18 protein-coding genes are annotated in these 18,308 nt (G+C 72.6%); 13 read left to right on the top strand and 5 right to left on the bottom strand.

Features of this window, described 5'->3' with window-relative positions:
• The coding region (locus G3I42_RS10485; RefSeq protein ID WP_164284629.1) for a GvpL/GvpF family gas vesicle protein at positions 1-348 on the bottom strand (348 nt) is incomplete at its 3' end.
• A 191-nt stretch (positions 349-539) separates the two neighbouring features.
• Positions 540-878, bottom strand: coding sequence for a tetratricopeptide repeat protein (locus G3I42_RS10480; RefSeq protein ID WP_164284635.1), 339 nt, complete (start codon positions 876-878; stop codon positions 540-542).
• Positions 879-1,065: 187 nt separating this feature from the next.
• On the opposite strand from G3I42_RS10480, the gene G3I42_RS10475 reads away from it, so the two are divergent.
• The 7 genes from G3I42_RS10475 to G3I42_RS10445 all read left to right on the top strand — a co-directional run bounded on the left by G3I42_RS10475 (position 1,066) and on the right by G3I42_RS10445 (position 9,526).
• Positions 1,066-1,656 (top strand): TetR/AcrR family transcriptional regulator, encoded by a 591-nt coding sequence (locus G3I42_RS10475; RefSeq protein WP_164284632.1) that lies wholly within the window; start codon positions 1,066-1,068, stop codon positions 1,654-1,656.
• 395 nt (positions 1,657-2,051) lie between these two features.
• Positions 2,052-3,671 (top strand): ABC-F family ATP-binding cassette domain-containing protein, encoded by a 1,620-nt coding sequence (locus tag G3I42_RS10470; RefSeq protein ID WP_164284626.1) that lies wholly within the window; start codon positions 2,052-2,054, stop codon positions 3,669-3,671.
• A 327-nt stretch (positions 3,672-3,998) separates the two neighbouring features.
• Entirely contained in the window at positions 3,999-5,609 is a 1,611-nt protein-coding gene (locus G3I42_RS10465) for an ABC transporter substrate-binding protein (protein WP_164284623.1), read from the top strand.
• Entirely contained in the window at positions 5,606-6,580 is a 975-nt protein-coding gene (locus G3I42_RS10460) for an ABC transporter permease (RefSeq protein ID WP_164284621.1), read from the top strand. The genes G3I42_RS10465 and G3I42_RS10460 overlap by 4 nt, the downstream gene beginning before the upstream one ends.
• Complete coding sequence (locus G3I42_RS10455; RefSeq protein WP_164284618.1) at positions 6,577-7,485, top strand: ABC transporter permease; 909 nt, start codon at positions 6,577-6,579, stop codon at positions 7,483-7,485. The genes G3I42_RS10460 and G3I42_RS10455 overlap by 4 nt, the downstream gene beginning before the upstream one ends.
• Complete coding sequence (locus G3I42_RS10450; protein ID WP_164284615.1) at positions 7,482-8,528, top strand: ABC transporter ATP-binding protein; 1,047 nt, start codon at positions 7,482-7,484, stop codon at positions 8,526-8,528. Before G3I42_RS10455 ends, G3I42_RS10450 begins: the two co-directional genes overlap by 4 nt.
• Positions 8,525-9,526, top strand: coding sequence for an oligopeptide/dipeptide ABC transporter ATP-binding protein (locus G3I42_RS10445; RefSeq protein WP_164284612.1), 1,002 nt, complete (start codon positions 8,525-8,527; stop codon positions 9,524-9,526). Before G3I42_RS10450 ends, G3I42_RS10445 begins: the two co-directional genes overlap by 4 nt.
• 157 nt (positions 9,527-9,683) lie before the next feature.
• Here G3I42_RS10445 and G3I42_RS10440 read toward each other — a convergent pair whose 3' ends face one another.
• Positions 9,684-10,901, bottom strand: a complete 1,218-nt coding sequence (locus G3I42_RS10440; RefSeq protein ID WP_164284608.1) for an amidohydrolase family protein — start codon at positions 10,899-10,901, stop codon at positions 9,684-9,686.
• 71 nt (positions 10,902-10,972) lie between these two features.
• Positions 10,973-11,644, bottom strand: a complete 672-nt coding sequence (locus G3I42_RS10435) for a GntR family transcriptional regulator (protein ID WP_164284605.1) — start codon at positions 11,642-11,644, stop codon at positions 10,973-10,975.
• Positions 11,645-12,005: 361 nt separating this feature from the next.
• Between G3I42_RS10435 and G3I42_RS10430 the strand changes: the two genes are divergently transcribed.
• The 4 genes from G3I42_RS10430 to G3I42_RS10415 all read left to right on the top strand — a co-directional run bounded on the left by G3I42_RS10430 (position 12,006) and on the right by G3I42_RS10415 (position 15,669).
• The gene (locus G3I42_RS10430) at positions 12,006-12,539 is read left to right on the top strand and encodes a ferritin-like domain-containing protein (protein WP_164284602.1); all 534 of its coding nucleotides are present in this window, start codon (positions 12,006-12,008) and stop codon (positions 12,537-12,539) included.
• 121 nt (positions 12,540-12,660) lie between these two features.
• Positions 12,661-13,695, top strand: a complete 1,035-nt coding sequence (locus G3I42_RS10425; protein WP_164284599.1) for an SPFH domain-containing protein — start codon at positions 12,661-12,663, stop codon at positions 13,693-13,695.
• On the top strand, positions 13,692-14,588 hold the full coding sequence (locus G3I42_RS10420) for a hypothetical protein (protein ID WP_164284595.1): 897 nt from the start codon (positions 13,692-13,694) through the stop codon (positions 14,586-14,588). Before G3I42_RS10425 ends, G3I42_RS10420 begins: the two co-directional genes overlap by 4 nt.
• 130 nt (positions 14,589-14,718) lie before the next feature.
• A complete protein-coding gene (locus G3I42_RS10415) occupies positions 14,719-15,669 on the top strand; it encodes an NADP-dependent oxidoreductase (RefSeq protein WP_164284592.1) in 951 nt (316 codons plus the stop codon).
• 120 nt (positions 15,670-15,789) lie between these two features.
• Here G3I42_RS10415 and G3I42_RS10410 read toward each other — a convergent pair whose 3' ends face one another.
• Positions 15,790-16,635 (bottom strand): alpha/beta hydrolase, encoded by an 846-nt coding sequence (locus G3I42_RS10410; protein WP_164284589.1) that lies wholly within the window; start codon positions 16,633-16,635, stop codon positions 15,790-15,792.
• Between the two features lie 317 nt (positions 16,636-16,952).
• Here G3I42_RS10410 and G3I42_RS10405 point away from each other — a divergent pair, with 317 nt between their 5' ends.
• Both G3I42_RS10405 and G3I42_RS10400 read left to right on the top strand, forming a co-directional pair.
• The gene (locus G3I42_RS10405) at positions 16,953-17,654 is read left to right on the top strand and encodes a TetR/AcrR family transcriptional regulator (RefSeq protein ID WP_164284586.1); all 702 of its coding nucleotides are present in this window, start codon (positions 16,953-16,955) and stop codon (positions 17,652-17,654) included.
• Positions 17,651-18,308, top strand: a 658-nt coding sequence (locus tag G3I42_RS10400; protein ID WP_164284583.1) for an electron transfer flavoprotein subunit beta/FixA family protein, incomplete at its 3' end; no start/stop codon positions are given. The genes G3I42_RS10405 and G3I42_RS10400, both read left to right, overlap by 4 nt.

Here is an 18,308-nt window from a genome sequence, read left to right as displayed (position 1 = left end):
CGCGCCGAAGCGCTCCTCCTGCTCCTCCAGGGCCGCGCGGGCGCGGACGTCGTTGGCGTAGCAGGTGCCGACGGGCAGGGCCACGGTCGGCGCGCTGGCCCCGGCGGCGTGGACGAGTTCGCGGTGCAGCCTGCCGAGCGGTTCGAGCAGTTCCGGGGCGAGGAGCCGGCGCAGCGCGGCCGGGCCGCCCAGCGCCCGCAGCGGCACGTCCTGCACGACGGCGACGAGCGCGCCGAAGGGCAGCAACCGCACCATCGCGCCTTCGGGGTGTCCGGTCAGGTGCACGTCGCCGCCGCAGCGGCGCACCGCGTAGACGTAGGTGGCCATGTCGAGAGCGGGGGCGCTCATGAAGTCCTCCTCGGCGAAAGGGCCAGTCGCTGAATGAGCCAGCGCGCTTCCGCCTCCCCACCCTGCCGAGCGCGCGGGGCCCCCGCCCGAGGTGGTGGACCGAACGAGGGCCGGGCACGCACCGTGACGGTGCCTGTCCGGCCCTCGAAAACGCCGTGTGACCGCGCGGTCGCGGCGGGTCGTCCCGGCGGCTACTCGCTGCCGGTCATCGCGGCGGCGAGCCGCAGGTACGGGGCCGCCTCGGCGTCCCTGCTCTGGCGCTCCAGCGTGCGGCCGAGCAGGAGCGTCGCGTACGCCTCGACGGGGTCGCGGTCGAGGATCGCCCGCAGCTCCGTCTCCGCGCGGCCGAGCTGCGCCGAGTGGTAGTAGGCGCGGGCGAGCAGCAGCCGCGCCGCGGTGTGCCCGGGGGCCTCCTCGACGAGTCCGCGCAGGATGCGCGCCGCGGTGCCGTACTCCTTGGCCTCGAAGAACATCCCGGCCCGGTCCCAGCGGTCCACGGGGGTGCCGAACTCGAAGTAGGTGTCGTTCACCGGTGCCTCCCGTCCTGCGGCGACGGCCTGTCCGTCGTGCACCCGCTGTAACGCCGGACGGTGGTTGAACATTCCACCAAGCGAAAGAAAGGTGAACGACACCGTATCGTTTCTTTACTTTCCCTTGGTAAGCTCGCTCGCGGTCCGGTCGGGTGCGAAGGTGCACGGGAGAGGCGCGGTGGTGGCGGTGGTGGGCGAGGTCAGGTCCGGCAGGCTCGGGCCGGGTCGCGCCGAGGAGCTGTACCGCGCGGTCGTCGACCTTCTCACCGAGCAGGGGTACGGGGCGCTCACGATGGACGCGGTCGCCTCGCGCGTGCACATGAGCAAGGCCACCCTCTACCGGCAGTGGGGCGGCAAGGACGGGCTCGTGGCGAGCGCGCTGAAGCACTTCGTGACGCCGATCGCCCAGGACATACCCGACACGGGCAGTCTGCGCGGCGACCTCGACGCCTTCGTCGACGGCTTCGACGACGAGGAGACGGCCCGCAGGGCGAGCCTCATGCGGGGCATCGGGCAGGCCGCCCACGCGGACGCCGAGCTGGAGGCCGCTCTGCGCGAACTCATCGTCGAGCCCTGCCGGCGCTACTTCACGCCGATGCTCCGCCGCGCGATGGCGCGTGGCGAACTCGCCCCGGAGAACCGGGCGGTGGACTTCATCGTGCACATGGTCCTGGGCGGCGTCCTCGCCCCGGAGCTCATGGAGGGCCGGATGGTGACGCAGGCGGGGCTGCGGAGGTACGTCCACGCGGTGGTGCTGCCGGCGCTCGGGGCGGCCTGAAGCGGGAGCGGGGCGGGGGCCGGACAGGCGACAAAAGCGGTGGGGGCGGCCCGGACCGGTGGGTGGGTAGCCGGGCCCGGTGGGACGGGAGTCCCGGTCGGCGGTCCGGGGCGTCGGTCCCGGTCGCCGGTCCGGACCGGCGGGAAAAGCGGGAGCGCCCTTCCGGGCCGTCCTGTTACGGTGGAGGAAGGACTTGTCTCCCGTAAGGAGCGGAACAGTGGTGGGTGACGACGACATCTCCGGGTGATACCCGGCGTGTCAGGCCACCGGCAGGCGCGTGAGGCGCCGCCCGCGTGGCCTCCTCAGCGTCCCCTTCGCCACCCAGCGGTACGAGCCCGGGCCCCGCCGTCCGTGCCGGCCCCTCGTCCCGCGCGCACCCGTGAGGTCCGCCTTCCATGTCCGACGCCTGCGTCGTCAGCTCCGCCCTGTCCTTCTCCTGGCCCGACGAGACCCCTGTCTTCGAACGGCTCTCCTTCACCGTTCCCGGTGGCCGCACCGGCCTGGTCGCGCCCAACGGCAGCGGCAAGAGCACCCTGCTGCGGCTCATCGCCGGTGAACTCGCCCCCACGTCCGGCTCGGTGACGGTCAACGGCACCCTCGGCCACCTGCCGCAGACCCTCCCGCTCACCACCGGCCTGACCGTCGCCGAAGTCCTCGGCGTGGCCGGGGTCATCGCGGCGATCGACGCGGTGGAGCGCGGCGAGGTGGACGAGGAGCACTTCACCACCATCGGCGAGGACTGGGACATCGAGGAGCGCACCCGCGCCGAACTCGACCGGCTCGGCCTCGGCCGGCTCACCCTGGACCAGGGCCTGGAGAGCCTGAGCGGCGGCCAGATCGTCACGCTCGGCCTCGCCGCCCAGCTCCTCGCCCGCCCCGACGTCCTCCTCCTCGACGAACCCACCAACAACCTCGACCCCGAAGCGCGTCACCGTCTCCACTCCGTGGTCGACGACTGGCGCGGCTGTCTCCTCGTCGTGAGCCACGACCGCGCCCTGCTCGACCGCATGGACCGGATCGCCGAACTCGAACGCGGCGAACTGCGCTTCTACGGGGGCAACTTCGCCGACTACGAGGAGGCGGTGAGCGCCGAGCGCGAGGTCGCGGAGAAGAACGTGCGGCACGCGGAGGCCGAACTCAAGCGCGAGAAGCGGGAGATGCAGCAGGCGCGCGAGCGCGCCGAGCGCAGGTCGAGCAACGCCGCGCGGAACATCAAGAACGCCGGACTGCCCAAGATCCTCGCGGGCGCCCGGCAGCGCAAGGCCCAGGAGTCGGCGGGCAGGGCGGGGAACACGCACGCGGACCGGGTCGGCGAGGCGCGGGCCAGGCTCGACGAGGCAGGGCGCGCCGTACGCGACGACACCCGCCTCGTGCTCGACCTGCCGGGCACCGAAGTCCCCGCCGGACGAACCCTCTTCGAGGCCAAGGGACTCCGGCTGCGGGGACTCTTCACCGGTGCGGGCGTGGACCTGTCCGTGCGCGGCCCCGAGCGCGTCGCGCTCACCGGGCCCAACGGGGCGGGAAAGTCGACCCTGTTGCGGATCATCACGGGGCAACTCGTCCCGGAGGACGGGGAGGTGCGCCGCGCGGACGGACGGGTGGCGTACCTCTCGCAGCGGCTCGACCTGCTCGATCCGGCCCTGAGCGTCGCGGAGAACCTCGCCGCGTTCGCGCCGACGATGCCGGAGGCGGACCGCATGAACCTGCTCGCGCGGTTCCTCTTCCGGGGCCAGGGCGCGCACCTCAAGGCCGGGGACCTCTCCGGCGGCGAACTCCTGCGCGCGACGCTCGCCTGCGTCCTGAGCGCCGAACCGGCCCCCCACCTGCTCCTGCTCGACGAGCCCACCAACAACCTGGACCTCGTGAGCGTCGGACAACTGGAGAGCGCGCTCACCTCCTACCGGGGCGCCTTCCTCGTCGTCAGCCACGACGAGCGCTTCCTCAAGGAGATCGGCGTCACCCGCCGACTGCGCCTCGCGGACGGCGAGTTGCGGGAGGTCTCGGCGCCGGAGTGAGGATGCGCGCCCTGTACCCGTAGGCACAGATCGGGCCACCCGGCCCGGCGGCGGCCCCCGCGCTCTTCCCGCGCGGGGGCCGCCGCGGTGTGTCCACATTCTGGAAAGAGCGACGTCCGGTATACCAAGTGCGTCACGCCGGAGCGCCCGCCTTACGTTCACCTTGTCCTTGCTTGACCATTTTGACCAGTCGAAGGGAGATCAGGAGGGAGTGTTGAGGGAAAAGCGGAGCTTCGCTTATCCGGGTCTTGGTATACCGTTTCGCCTCAACGCGGACCCGACCGGTCCGTGAGCCGCCCCCTGCTGTCCTGAAAGAGGTTCGGTTCCGTGCGTCGTATACCGGCCACTCTCGCGGTGCTCGCGCTCGCGACGGTCACCACCGCCTGCGGCACGCTCTCCCCGCCCGGCGAGCAGTCCGTCGCCAAGACACGCCTCGTCGACGACCGCCCCGTCCGCGACGGCGGCACACTCACCATCGGGCTCAAGTCCGACCCCGACATGCTCGATCCGAGCCTCACGTCGACGCTCGTCGCGCGTACCGTCTTCGCCTCGATGTGCGAACAGCTCTACGACGTCGACCAGCACAACAAGTTCGTCCCCCAGCTCGCCGACTCGCTGCCCGTACTCACCGACGGCGGCAAGACCTTCACCTTCACCGTGCGGCGCGGCGCCCGCTTCAGCGACGGCACCCCGCTCGACGCCGCCGCCGTGAAGACCTCGCTCGACCGCCACCTGCACCTGGAGGGCTCGGGCCGTGCCTCCGAGATCGACTCGGTCCGCAAGGTCACCACCCCCGGCAAGTACACGGTGCGGCTTCACCTCAAGCACCCGGACACCCCGCTGCTGGGCCGCCTCGCCAACACCGCCGGGCTCATCATGTCGCCCACCGCGATCAAGAAGTACGGCAAGAAGTTCGCCACCCACCCCTCGTGCGTCGGCCCCTTCAAGTACCACAAGCGCGTCATCGGCGACCGCATCGAGCTGAAGAAGGACCCGCTCTACTACGACGCCGACAAGGTCCACCTCGACGGTGTGACCTACAAGACCATCACGGACGGCAACATCCGGATGGCCAACATCCGCTCCGGCGACGTGCAGATCGGCGACCAGATGGGCCCCGTCGAAGTCCGCTCCTCGCTCGGCGAGAAGGGCGTCCAGCTCCTCAACACGCCCTCGCTCGGCTACATGGCGATGACCCTCAACGTCGGCAACACGCACGGCATCTCCGGCAAGCCCGGCACCGTGAACAGCCCCTTCGGGCGCGACGTGCGCGTGCGCGAGGCACTCGACCTCTCGCTCGACCGCGACCTCATCAACAAGCTCGTCTTCCAGGGCATGTACGCCCCGGCGTGCGGCCCCGTCCCGCCCGGGACCCCGCTCAGCTCGCCCACGCCCTGCCCGAGGCGCGACATCCCGAAGGCCAAGCGGCTCCTGAAGGCGGCCGGCGTCAAGACGCCCGTACCGCTCGAACTCATGATCAACACGACGCCCGAGGACAACCGCCTCGGCCAGGTCATCCAGGCCATGGCCAAGGACGCGGGCTTCGACATCCGGCTGCGCCCCACCGAGTTCGCCACCGGCCTCAGCCGCACGCTCGCCGGCGACTTCCAGTCCCGCACCGGCGGCTGGGGCGGCCAGCCCGACCCGGCGGGGAACATCGACAGCCTCGTCGGCACCGACGGCAGCAACAACCAGGGCAAGCTCTCCGACCCCGTGATCGACCGCCTCATCGTCGAGGGCCGCTCCACCGCGGACACCGCGAAGCGGCGCGAGATCTACCGGAAGCTGACCGCCGCCATCAACAAACAGCACAGCGTGCTCTACCTCTACCGCAACATCAGCTACGTCTCCGCCTCGACGGACGTGAGCGGCATCAAGCTCTCCGGTGACGGCCTCATCAAGGTCGAGGAAGCCGGCTACGTGAAGGGAAGCCGGTGAACCGCCTCCGCACCCTGCTCACCTCGTACCTCGCCCGCAGGCTCGGCATGTCGCTCGTGACGATGGTCCTCGTCTCGATCACCGTCTTCCTCGGCGTCCGCGCGATGCCCGGCGACACCGCCCAGGCCCTCGCGGGCGAGCAGACCTCGCCCGAGGTGCTCGCCTCCATCCGCCAGGAGTACGGGCTGAACGACAACATCGCCGTGCAGTACTGGCGTTACGTGTCGCACGCCGTCACCGGCGACCTCGGCACCTCGGCCCGCACCGGGCTCCCGGTGCTCGACGCGATCCGCGAGGCGCTGCCCATCACCCTCGAACTCGCCGCGCTCGCCCTGCTCCTCGCCGTCGTCGTCGGCATCGGCGCGGGCGTCCTCGCCGCCGTCCGCAAGGGCAAGCCCTCGGAGTGGCTCGCCAACGGCATCGCGCTGCTCGGCATGTCGGTGCCCTCCTTCTGGCTCGGCATCATCCTCGTCCTCGCCTTCGCCATCGCGACGCCCGTCTTCGCCGCCTCCGGCTTCGTGCCCTTCGGCACCGACCCGCTGGAGAACCTGCGCCGTCTCGTCCTCCCGGCGATCGTCCTCGGCTCCGGGCTCGCCGCCGTCGTCATGCGCCAGACCCGCGCCGCGATGCTCGACTCGCTCTCGGCCGACTACACCCGTACCGCCCGCGCCAAGGGACTGACCCGGCGGCAGGTGATCGGCGGGCACGCGCTGCGCAACTCGCTCGTCACCGTCGTCACCGTCCTCGGCCTGCAACTCGGGCAGCTCATCTCCGGGGCCGTCGTCACCGAACAGGTCTTCGTCCTGCCGGGCTTCGGCAAGCTCACCATCGACGCGGTCTTCACCCGTGACTACGCCATGGTCCAGGGCGTCGTCCTCTTCACCTCGGCCGCCTACATCCTCGTCAACCTGCTCGTCGACTTCCTCTACTCCGTCGTCGACCCCCGTATCCGGCTCGGAGGCGCCCGATGACCACCGCTCCCCCCACGGTGCGGGACGTCCCCGCACCGGTCACCGTCACGAGCGCCCCGCGCCCCGGGCGCGTGCGGTCCGGCTGGAACCGGCTGCGCCGCAACCGGCTCGCGCTCACCGGCGCCGTCCTCGCCGCGCTTTTCGTCCTCCTCGCCCTTCTCAGCCACGTCCTCGCCCCCTACGACCCGGCGAAGCCCGACTTCAACCAGGCGCTCGCGGAGCCGAGCTGGGCCCACTGGCTCGGCACCGACGACCTCGGCCGCGACCAGCTCTCCCGCGTCCTCGTCGGCGTCACCGCCTCCATGCAGGTCGGTGTCCTCGCTGTCGCCCTCGCCTTCGTCGTCGCCGTACCGCTCGGCCTGATCGCCGGGTACTACGGGCGCGTCGCCGACTCCGTCGTCTCGCGGCTCACCGACACGCTGCTCGCCTTCCCCTTCCTCGTCCTCGCCGTCGGCCTCGCCGCGATCCTCGGCCCCTCGCTCAAGAACGCGACGATCGCCATCGGCATCTCGCAGATCCCGGCGATCATCCGCATCACCCGCGCCGAGACCCTCCGCCTCAAGAGCGCCGACTACGTGCAGGCCGCGATCGCCAACGGCGGCACCGACCGGGTGGTGCTCTTCCGGCACATCCTGCCGAACGCCTCCTCGGCGCTCATCGTCCAGGCCACGGTCGGCATCCCCTCGGCGATCATCGGCGAGGCGGTGCTCAGCTTCCTCGGACTCGGCGTGCAGCCCCCGTCCCCCTCGCTCGGCGTGATGCTCTCCTCGGCCCAGCCGTTCATCGCGCAGGCGCCCTGGATGGCCGTCTTCCCCGGCCTCGTCATCGTCCTCGCCACGCTCGCCTTCAACCTCCTCGGCGACGGCGTGCGCGACATCCTCGACCCCCGTGGAGGCTCCCGGTGACCGCTGCGACCACCGCCCCCGTCCCCGCGCCGTCCGGCGAAGCCGTCCTCAGCGTCCGCGACCTCTCGGTCTCCTTCCGCGGCCACGACCGCACCGTGCACGCCGTCGACAACCTCTCCTACGATGTCGCCCCCGGCGAAGTCCTCGCCGTCGTCGGCGAGTCCGGCTGCGGGAAGTCCGTCACCTCCATGGCCGTCATGGGCCTGCTCCCGCCCACCGCGCACGTCACCGGCTCCGTCCGCCTCGCGGGCCAGGAACTGGTCGGGCTCCCCGAAAAGCGCCTCGCCCGGCTCCGCGGCCAGGAGATGGCGATGATCTTCCAGGAGCCCATGACCTCGCTCAACCCGGTCCTCACGATCGGCCGCCAGATCGGCGAGGTGCTGCGCAAGCACCAGGGCCTCGGTCGCCGCGAGGCCCGCGATCGCGCGATCGAACTCCTCACCCTGGTCGGCATCCCCGCCCCCGCGAAGCGCGTCGACGAGTACCCGCACCAGCTCTCCGGCGGCATGCGCCAGCGCGTCATGATCGCCATCGCCGTCGCCTGCGACCCCGCCGTCCTCATCGCCGACGAACCCACCACGGCGCTCGACGTGACCGTGCAGGCCGGCATCCTCGACGTCCTGCGCAACCTGCGCGAACGCCTCGGCACCGCCATCGTCCTCATCACCCACGACCTCGGCGTCGTCGCCGACACCGCCGACCGCGTCCTCGTCATGTACGCCGGACGCGCCGTCGAACAGGCCGGGGTCGCCGAGTTGTACGGGCGTCCCGCCCACCCCTACACGCGCGGACTGCTCGGCGCGGTGCTGCGCCCCGGGCTGCGCGGGACGGACGGCAGGACACGGCTCAACGAGATCCCCGGCATGGTCCCCGGCCTCGACGTGCAGCCCGACGCCTGCACCTTCGCCCCGCGCTGCGCCCTCGCGGACGCCACCTGCATGGGCGCGCGCCCCGCCCTGCGCCTCATCGACGGCGCCCACCGGCTCGCCTGCCACCACCCGGCCCAGCCCGGTCCCCAGATCCCCGAGGGAGCCGCCCGATGACGACCGCCGAACCCGTACTCGAAGTCCGCGGCCTGCAAAGGCACTTCACCGCCGCCAAGGGCACCGTCCGCGCCGTCGACGGCGTCTCGCTGACCATCGGCCCCGGCGAGGTCGTCGGCCTCGTCGGCGAGTCGGGGAGCGGCAAGTCCACCGTGGGCCGCTGCGTCGTCCGGCTCGACGAGCCGACCGGCGGCACCGTCCGGATCAACGGCACCGACGTGACCACGCTGTCGCGGCGGGCCCTGCGCCCCCTGCGCAAGGACTTCCACCTCGTCTTCCAGGACCCCTCCTCCTCGCTCGACCCGCGCATGAGCGTCCGAGGGATCATCGCGGAGCCGCTGCGCCTGCACCGCCTCGCAGACCGCAAGGAGGCCGCCGAGAAGGCCGACGCGCTCCTCGCGCAGGTCGGGCTGCGCCCCGAGCTCGGCGACCGGAGCCCGCACGAGCTCTCCGGCGGCCAGCGTCAGCGGGTCTCCATCGCCCGCGCGCTCTCCGTCGATCCGAGCTTCCTCGTCGCCGACGAACCGACCTCGGCCCTCGACGTCTCCGTACAGGCCGCCGTCCTCAACCTGCTCGCCGACCTCCAGCGCGAACGCGGCTTCGGCTGCCTCTTCATCACGCACGACCTCGCCGCCGTCGAGTACCTCGCCGACCGCATCGCCGTCATGTACCTCGGCCGGATCGTCGAACAGGCCCCGGCCGCCGAGCTGTTCGCCGCGCCCAAGCACCCGTACACGCAGGCGCTGCTCTCGGCGGCACCGGTCCCGGACCCCGAGGAGCAGCGCACCCGCGAGCGGATCGTGCTCGCCGGCGACCTGCCGAGCCCGCTCGACCCGCCCCCGGGCTGCCACTTCCACACCCGCTGCCCGCTCGCCACCGACCGCTGCCGCACCGAGACCCCCGCCCTGCGCACCCTGCCGGGCACCACCCGCGAGGTCGCCTGCCACCTCGTCACGGAGGACGGCACCGCGCCCGACGCGACCCGTGCGACCGCCTGACCGTCGCCGCCACCGCGCCCGCCTCCCCGGGAACCGGGAGGGCGGGCGCGGTGGCGCGTACGGGGCCGTCGCACACGGCCCGGGGGGCGTACGCCGGGAGCCGGCCACCGCGGGGTGACCGGCTCCCGGCGTTTGCGCGTGCGGTGCGCTCGGTCCGTCAGCTCCGGTCCGTCAGCTCCAGGCCGTCGGCCACGACGCGGCCCGCGTGCAGGACCGTACGGTCCTCGCCGCGGTCCATGACCGCCGAGGCGACCGTCTCGCCGCCGAGCAGCAGCAGGTCGGCCGGGTCGCCGACGGCGAGGCCCGGGCGGTCGGCGGTGGAGGAGAGGCGGGCCACCGAGGGGTCGATGACCGTGGCGCCGCCCCACGTGGCGACGGCCATGCAGTGCTCGATCAGCTCGTCCTTGCGGTAGCGGTTGGTGAAGGCGAGCTGCCAGGTGCGGTCGAGCATGTCCGCGTTGCCGTACGGGGACCAGTAGTCGCGCTGCCCGTCCTCGCCGAGCCCGACGCGCACGCCGGCCTCGGTGAGCCCCGCGAGCGGGAGGGCGTGCAGTTGCTGGGCCGGGGCGATCGTCGCCATCGAGATGTCCAGCTCGGCGAACTCCTCGGTCAGGCGCCGCGTCGTCGCCTCGTCCACCGCGCCCAGCTCGTACGCGTGCGACAGCGTCACCTTGCCCCGCATCCCGAGCGCACGCACCCGCTCCAGGATCAGGTCCACGCTGAACACGCCGAGGTGACCGGGCTCGTGGAGGTGGATGTCGACGGGTGCCTGGTGGCGCTCGGCGAGGCCGAAGACGATGTCGAGGTGCTTGACCGGGTCACGGTCGAGCGTGCACGGGTCGATGCCGCCGACGACCGCGGCGCCCGAGGCGAGCGCCTGGTCCATCAGCTCCGGCACGCCCTTCTCGCGCAGCAGACCGGCCTGCGGGAAGGCCATGATCTCGACCTCGCAGCGGTCCTTGTGCGCCTCCTTCGCCGCGAGCACGCCCTCGAAGCGCTCCAGGCCGCTGTCCGCGTCGATCTGCGCGTAGCTGCGCACGCGGGTCGTGCCGCGCGCGATCATCAGCCCGAGGGCGTGGGTCGCCCGCTCGGCGACGGTGCCGTCCTCGCGCCAGTGGGCGCGGTCGTTCATCGTCAGGCCCCACACGCCGGGGGTCCCGGTGTGCGGGCGGAAGGGGAGCCCCAGGCGGTTGGAGTCGAGGTGGCAGTGCACGTCCGAGAAGGACGGCAGTGCCAGGCGGCCGCGCCCGGGGACGACATCGGCCGCGCCGGAGGCGCGCGCCGGGTCGTGCGGGTGGAGCGCCGTTATCGCGCCGTCCGCGATCTCGATGTCCCGGGCGTCGCCGCCCCAGGGGCGGACATTGCTGATGAGCATGGGGGTCCTCGGGGTGTGAAGGTGGTGCGGGTGGTCCGCCGGCCCGTGCGCCGGGGCGCGGGCCGGGGCGTTCACTCGGCCGGAAGGACCCGGGCGAGCGTGTCGAGGGAGGGGCGACGGCCGCGCTCGATGTGCGCGTAGGCGACGGCGCCCGCGAGTTCGGCGTTGCCCGCGCGGATCGCGGCGAGCAGATCGCGGTGCTCGGCGCACTGCACGGCGGGGTCGAGATTGCCGGTGAGGGTGAAGACCCACTGCATGAGCCCGAGCGAGGGCTGAAGAGCGGTCTGGAGGAGCTTGTTGCCGGTCAGCTCGACGATTCCGGCGTGCAGGGCGGTGTTGGCGGCGGGGATCTCGGAGACGGCGCCGCGCCGGGTCACCTCCTCGGCGTTGGCCATCAGCTCCCCGAGCCGCGAGGCGGCGGGCCCCTCGGGATCGGCCTCGGCGGCGCGCCGGGCGGCGAAGACTTCGAGGCTCAGGCGCAGGTCGAAGAGCTCGGTGACATCCCGCAGGGAGAGCCGCCGTACGGAGGCGCCCCGGCGGGGCGACAGCTCCACGAGTCCCTCGGCGGCGAGGCGGGTCAGCGCCTCGCGCACCGGGATGCGCGAGAAGCCGAGAGCCTCGGAGAGTTCGCGCTCGCGCAGGCGGGCGCCCGGCGGGTACGTGCCGTCGAGCACGCGCGTGCGGATGGTGTGCTCGGCGTGCGCGACGTGCGAGGCCCCCGCGTCGGGCCGCGGCGTGCTCATCGCCTGCCCGGTACGGGCCGAGTGCGGCGGGACCTGCGCATGGGACCTCCAGGCTCGCGGCCCGCCTCCCGGCCGGCCGCACGCGATCAAGACGGCCGCGAGCCTAGCAGTCTGGCATACCAGAATGGAATGCCGCCGAGGGGATTGCCCGGAGAATGCTGATTCGTGCCCAAGGATTTTCCGCCTTCTTATGGCAGATGTATACCGGCAGGAATGCCTCCCGCAGGGTGACTCCGTGTCCGCCATCGGCTGCGTCGGCGGGGTGTCACCGGGTGGCGCGCGACGCGGCGCGGTACGGAGATCCCGCGCACGCGTACCTCGCGACGCCCCCCTCGTCCACGAGTCCCGCAGGGAGTACCGGATGGCCAACCAGTTCGCGATCGACGTCACCAGAATCCGTGAACAGGCGCGCAAGCACATGACGGAGGGTCCCGTCACCAAGACCTACGACGCCGACCGCTCGCGGATCATCGAGGTCCTCAACGACGTCGTCGCGACCGAGGTGGTGTGTTTCCTGCGGTACTCGCAGAACGCCATCGCCGCGACGGGGATCGACCGGGCCCAGGTCGCCGCCGAGTTCCGCGAGCACGCGGGCGAGGAGATGCAGCACGCGCTGCGCGCCGCCGAGCGCATCAGTCAGCTCGGCGACCAGCCCGACTTCGATCCCGGCTCCCTCGTGGCCCGCTCGCACACCGAGTACGTGACGGCCGAGGAGCGCGATCTGCAGAAGATGCTGCGCGAGAACCTCGTCGCCGAACGGATCGTCATCACGACGTACCAGGAGATCATCCGGTGGATCGGGGACGGGGACCCCACCACGCGGCGCCTCATGGAGTCGATCCTCGAAGAGGAGGAGGAGCACGCCGACGACCTCAACGACCTGCTCGCCGGCTGAGCGGGCCGCCGACCGCACACACCCCCCTTGTCGTCGCCTTGACGACAAGGGGGGTGTCGCCGTACGGTCACTCCCACGGAACAGATCTCGTCAAGGTGACGAGAATCGAGGGAGGGAAGTCATGGCCGACATCAGCAAGCGCTTCGGCAGGCGGCACCTGCGCGGTACGTCGAGCGCCTGGGTGCGCCACCACCGCGCCGGCAGGCTCGCGCACGAGGGCACCGGTCTCAGCTTCTGGTTCCGCCCCCTGACCGCCGCGCTCAGCGAGGTCCCCGTCGACGACCGCGAACTCGCCGTCACCATCCACGCCCGCACCGCCGACTTCCAGGACCTCGCCGTCCAGTCGACCCTCACCTACCGCATCGCCGACCCCGCCCGCGCCGCAGAACGCATCGACTTCTCGCTCGACCCCGACACCGGCACCTGGCGCGCGGCCCCGCTCGACCAGCTCGCCGGGCTCCTCACCGAGACCGCGCAGCAGCACGCCGCCGAGGTCCTGGCCGCGACCCCGCTCGCCACCGCCCTCACCGAAGGCGTCGCCACCGTCCACGCCCGCGTCACCGAGGGGCTCGCCGCCGAGCCCCGGCTGCCCGCCACCGGCGTCGAGGTCGTCGCCCTGCGCATCGTCGCGCTGCGCCCCGAGCCCGACGTCGAACGCGCCCTGCGCACCCCGACCCGCGAACGCGTCCAGCAGGACGCCGACCGCGCCACGTACGAGCGCCGCGCCGTCGCCGTCGAACGCGAACGCGCCATCGCCGAGAACGAACTCGCCAGCAAGGTCGAACTCGCCCGCCGCGAGGAACAGCTCGTGGACCAGCGCGGCACCAACGCCCGCCGCGCCGCCGAGGAGGAAGCGGCGGCCGACGCCGTACGCGCCGAGGCCGAAGCGGCCCGTACGGTACGGCTCGCCGAAGCCGAGGCGACACGCGTCCGGCGGCTCGCCGAGGCCGAGGCGGAGGGGCTGCGCACGAGCGGCGAGGCCCGCGCCGCCGCCCGCGCGGCCTGGCTCCGTGTCCACGAGGGCACCGCGCCCGCGACGCTGCACGCCCTCAGCGTCGACCGCGCCGCCGAACAGCTCCCGCGCATCGAACGCGTCACCGTCACGCCCGACACGGTCGCCGAACTCCTCGCCAAGTTCACCGGGCCGCGGCCGTGAGCCTCGCCCCGCGCGTCGTCCTCGTCCACCGCGTCAGCGAGTACGAGGAACTGCTCGCCCGTCACGGCACCCACGGCCAGGCCGCATTCGTCCTCGGCAGTCGCGGCGACGACCTCGACACCCTCGCGGCCCGTCACCGCGCGACCCGCGACGCGCTCACCGCGATCGCCGCGCGCATCCCGCTCACCTGGCGGCAGGCCCGCGTCGAGCGCGCCGACCTCGACCGCTTCCTCTTCGCCCCCGAGGACATCGTCGTCGTCGCGGGGCAGGACGGCCTCGTCGCCAACGTCGCCCAGTACCTGCACGGCCAGCCCGTCATCGGCGTCGACACCGATCCGGGCCGCAACCCCGGCGTCCTCGTGCGCCACCGTCCCGGCGACGCCGCGGCGCTCCTGCGCGCCGCGGCCGGTCCCCGCGTCACCACCGACGACCTCACGATGGCCGAGGGCGTCACCGACGACGGCCGCACCCTCCTGGCGCTCAACGAGATCTACGTCGGCTCGGCGGGCCACCGCACCGCCCGCTACCGCCTGCGCCCCGGCGCGGAGGAGGGCGAGGAGACGCAGGCCAGCTCGGGCGTCCTCGTCGGCACGGGCACCGGCGCGGGGGGCTGGCTGCGCTCGCTGTGGCGGGAACGCGGTGCCGCGCTGCCCCTGCCCGCGGCGACGGACGGCCGCCTCCTGTGGTTCGTGCGCGAGGCGTGGCCCTCCCCGACGACCGGCGTCCAGCGCGTCGCCGGTCTCCTCGCCGAGCGCGCCCGCCTCACGGTCACCGTCGAGTCCGACCACCTCGTGGCCTTCGCGGACGGCATGGAGTCCGACGCACTCGACCTGACGTGGGGGCAGAGCCTGCGGACCGGGGTGAGCGAACGCAGGCTGCGGCTGGTCGTGTGACGACCGGGCACACGGCACCCGGTTGGCCGAAAATCGCCCCCACGCACGGAATGCCCGGCCGGTGCGCGCTGTTGGAGGCCCACTGCCGGGACCCGCTCGGGTCGCCGGCTGTCGCACGGCTGGAGGGCTCATGAGCAAGGCGGTCCTCCCCCAGCCTTCGGCCGGGAGGTGCCCCCACGACGAGTACGGCGGGATCGACGTCCTGGAGGTACGGGAGGTGCCGGTGCCCGTACCGGCGGCCGGCGAAGTCCTCGTACGGGTGAAGGCGGCGGGCATCAACCCCGGCGAGGCGAAGATCCGCGAGGGGGCGTTGCACGCTCGGTGGCCCGCCACCTTCCCCTCGGGCCAGGGCAGCGACCTCGCGGGCGTCGTCGAGTCCACGGGCGGGGACGTGACCACGTTCGCGCCCGGCGACGAGGTACTCGGCTACACCTACTCCCGCGCCTCGCACGCGACCCACGCCACCGTGCCCGCGCACCAACTCGTGCCGAAGCCGCCGGAGCTGTCCTTCGAGGTCGCCGGTGCCCTCTTCGTCGCCGCCACGACGGCGTACGCGGCCGTGCGCGCCGTCGCCCCGCGCGAGGACGAGACGGTCGTCGTGGCCGGGGCCGCGGGCGGCGTCGGCGTCATCGCCGTACAGCTCGCGCGGCGGCAGGGCGCCCGCGTCCTCGGCCTCGCGAGCGAGCGGCACCACGAGTGGCTGCGCGCGCACGGCGTCGAGCCCGTCGCGTACGGCGAAGGCGTCGCCGAGCGGATCGGCGAGGCGGCCGGGCCCGGGGGCGTCGACGCCTTCCTCGACCTCGCCGGACACGACTACGTGGCCCTCGCCCTTTCCCTCGGCGTCGCCCCCGCACGCGTCAACACGATCGTGGACTTCGCCGCCGCCGAGAAGTACGGCGTGCGCGCCGAGGGCGGTATGGAGGCGGACGACGCGCCCACGATCGCGGAACTCGCCGGCCTCGTCGCGCGCGGGGAGCTGGACATCCCGATCGCCGCGACCTACCCGCTCGACGAGGTCCGCGCGGCGTACACGGAGCTGGAACGCGGGCACACGCGCGGAAAGATCGTGCTGCTGCCCTGAGACCGCGACCGGGCAGGAAGGGGGCCACCACCGCAGGGGACGTCCCGCAGTGGTGGCTCCCGACGCGGGGACGTGCCCGGCCACGAAACGCCGTCGTCGGGCGGGCCGCCGCGCACCGGATCAGCCGTGCGTCCCCGGCCCGGTCAGGAAGGCTCCCAACTCCCGGGCAACCGCCTCCGGTTGGTCCAGCATCGCGAGCACTCCCGCGTCCGGGATCTCCGCGTAGCGGCCGGCCGGGAGGAGCGCGGCAAGGCGTTCTCCGTGGGCGAGGGGCATGAGCTTGTTCTCGGGAGCCCACAGGACGAGCGTCTCGCCGGGGAAGTCGCGCAGCGCCTCGGTATCCCTGATCAGGCGCGCCTTGTCGAGCGGCGCGGTGCAGTACGCGGCGAGGTCGCGCCGTACGCCCGCCTCCCGCAGCAGCGGCTCCGTCCAGCCCCGCACGAGCGCGTCCGGCAGGGGGCGTTTCGTCATCGGGCCGAGCATGAGGGGCGAGTCGCGCAGCGCGCGCACGCGCAACTGCCGTGCGGCGAGCGCGAGTCCGCCGGGAATCCGGGAGGCGAGGACGACCATGCGGCCCGGCAGCCCGGGCGGGAAGTTGTCGAACGCCTCGCACGGCAGGATGACCTGGCGCGCCAGGCGCTGATGCAGGCCGAGCGCCGTGAGGAAGAGCCCGCCGCCCCAGTCGGTGTGGACGAGCGTGACCCCCGTCAGGTCCAGCTTCTCCAGGAACTCCGCGAGCAGCCGCCCCATCCCGGCCATCCCCAGATCCGCGCCGGACCGCATCGGCGACCGGTGCGCGCCGAGCGGCAGCACGGGCCGCACGTACCGGAAGCCGCTGGGGAGCAGCGGCAGCACCTCGTCCCACAGCGTGTGGTCCATGAGCAGCCCGTGCAACAGCACGACCGGCGGCCCCGACCCCGTCTCGTCGTACTCGATCTTCCCCGCGGACAAAGCGACGTGACGCATGACGTCCCCCGGATGCCGTGTCGGCCGACGTACTTGCAGGTTCTCTCCAGGGGCTCGTTCTACCAGACCCCAGGAGACCGGACGACCGCCTCGACCGGGCCATGGCGGAACTTTTGCACCGCGAGGGCCACACGGCGACCGGCACCGATGCCCTGCCCTCAGCCCGCCCGGTGGGCGGGGCACCGGCGGGGTGAGGGGCGGCGCGCGGGGTTTGCGGGCCCTCGTTCCGTGGCAGATGGTACGTGGTACCGTCGCAGCGGTACGCGGTACCGTGCGGTGGTGGCGGTGCGCGGGCGCGAGTGTGGAGAGGTGTGGGCATGAGCGGTCGGACGGCGCGTGAGCGACTGGCTCACGCTGCCTTCGAGTTGTTCGACGAGCGGGGCTACGAGGGCACCACCGTCGACGAGATCGCCGAGCGTGCGGGCGTCGGCCGCACCACCTTCTTCCGGCACTACCGGGCCAAGGAGGACGTGATCTTCCCCGATCACGAGCGACTCCTGGACCGGATCGCCAGCCGCCTCGCCACCTCGCGCACCGACACCGCCCTGACCGCGGTCTCGGAGGCGGTCAGGCTCGTCCTGCTGCACTACGTCGAGGAGGGCGAGGTCGCCCGCCGCAGGTACCGGCTCACCAGCGGCGTGCCCGCGCTGCGCGATCGCGAGATCGCGAGCGTCGCCCGCTACCAGCGGCTCTTCAAGGAGTTCCTCGCCCGCTGGACGGGGGACGCTCCCGGCGCCGCGCTGCGTGCCGAACTCGTGGCGGCCTGCCTGGTCTCCGCGCACAACCACGTGCTGCGCCGCTGGCTGCGCGGTGAGGCCGCCGACCCCATGGCCGAGGTCGACACCGCCCTGCGCGAAGTGCTCGGGCTCTTCTCCGGGCAGGCCGGCGAGGGGGAGACGCACATCGTCGCCTTCACCAGCCGCCACCCGCTCGACCATCTCCTCCCGGCCCTCCGGCGTCTCGCGACGACCGGGCCTCCGCCGGGACACCGAACCCAGAAAGAGGAGGATCAGGCGTGAGCTTGAGGATCGTTGTCTGTGTGAAGTACGTGCCGGACGCGACGGGTGACCGGCATTTCGCCGATGACCTGACGTTGGACCGTGAGGATGTGGACGGTCTGTTGTCGGAGTTGGACGAGTACGCGGTGGAGCAGGCGCTTCGGATCGCGGAGGCGGCCGATGACGCGGAGATCACGGTGTTGACGGTGGGTCCGGAGGACGCGAAGGACGCGTTGCGCAAGGCGTTGTCGATGGGTGCGGACAAGGGCATTCATGTCGAGGACGACGATCTGCACGGCACGGATGTGTTCGGGACGTCACTGGTCCTCGCGAAGGCGCTCGAGAAGGCCGGTTACGACCTGGTCGTGTGTGGGATGGCGTCGACGGACGGGACGATGGGTGTCCTGCCTGCGCTGCTGTCGGAGCGGCTGGGGGTGCCGCAGGTGACGCTGTTGTCGGAGGTCAGTGTCGGGGGTGGTGTCGTCAAGGGCCGTCGTGATGGTGACGCGGCCTCGGAGCAGCTTGAGGCGCAGCTTCCGGCGGTGGTCTCGGTGACGGATCAGTCGGGTGAGGCGCGGTATCCGTCGTTCAAGGGGATCATGGCGGCGAAGAAGAAGCCGGTGGAGTCCTGGGATCTGGAGGATCTCGATATCGAGGCCGGTGAGGTGGGTCTCG

The organism is Streptomyces sp. SID11385 (assembly GCF_010548245.1).
Taxonomy (GTDB): Bacteria; Actinomycetota; Actinomycetes; order Streptomycetales; family Streptomycetaceae; genus Streptomyces.
The sequence above is the reverse complement of the archived record's forward strand: the minus strand, read 5'-3'. Positions and strand labels throughout refer to the sequence as shown.

Excerpts from the sequence above, each read along its gene's own strand:
- G3I42_RS10470 (WP_164284626.1), top strand. The coding sequence starts at position 2,052 with ATGTCCGACGCCTGCGTCGTCAGCTCCGCCCTGTCCTTCTCCTGGCCC.
- G3I42_RS10455 (WP_164284618.1), top strand. The coding sequence starts at position 6,577 with ATGACCACCGCTCCCCCCACGGTGCGGGACGTCCCCGCACCGGTCACC.
- G3I42_RS10445 (WP_164284612.1), top strand. The coding sequence starts at position 8,525 with ATGACGACCGCCGAACCCGTACTCGAAGTCCGCGGCCTGCAAAGGCAC.
- G3I42_RS10440 (WP_164284608.1), bottom strand. The coding sequence starts at position 10,901 with ATGCTCATCAGCAATGTCCGCCCCTGGGGCGGCGACGCCCGGGACATC.
- G3I42_RS10435 (WP_164284605.1), bottom strand. The coding sequence starts at position 11,644 with ATGAGCACGCCGCGGCCCGACGCGGGGGCCTCGCACGTCGCGCACGCC.
- G3I42_RS10430 (WP_164284602.1), top strand. The coding sequence starts at position 12,006 with ATGGCCAACCAGTTCGCGATCGACGTCACCAGAATCCGTGAACAGGCG.
- G3I42_RS10425 (WP_164284599.1), top strand. The coding sequence starts at position 12,661 with ATGGCCGACATCAGCAAGCGCTTCGGCAGGCGGCACCTGCGCGGTACG.
- G3I42_RS10415 (WP_164284592.1), top strand. The coding sequence starts at position 14,719 with ATGAGCAAGGCGGTCCTCCCCCAGCCTTCGGCCGGGAGGTGCCCCCAC.
- G3I42_RS10410 (WP_164284589.1), bottom strand. The coding sequence starts at position 16,635 with ATGCGTCACGTCGCTTTGTCCGCGGGGAAGATCGAGTACGACGAGACG.
- G3I42_RS10405 (WP_164284586.1), top strand. The coding sequence starts at position 16,953 with ATGAGCGGTCGGACGGCGCGTGAGCGACTGGCTCACGCTGCCTTCGAG.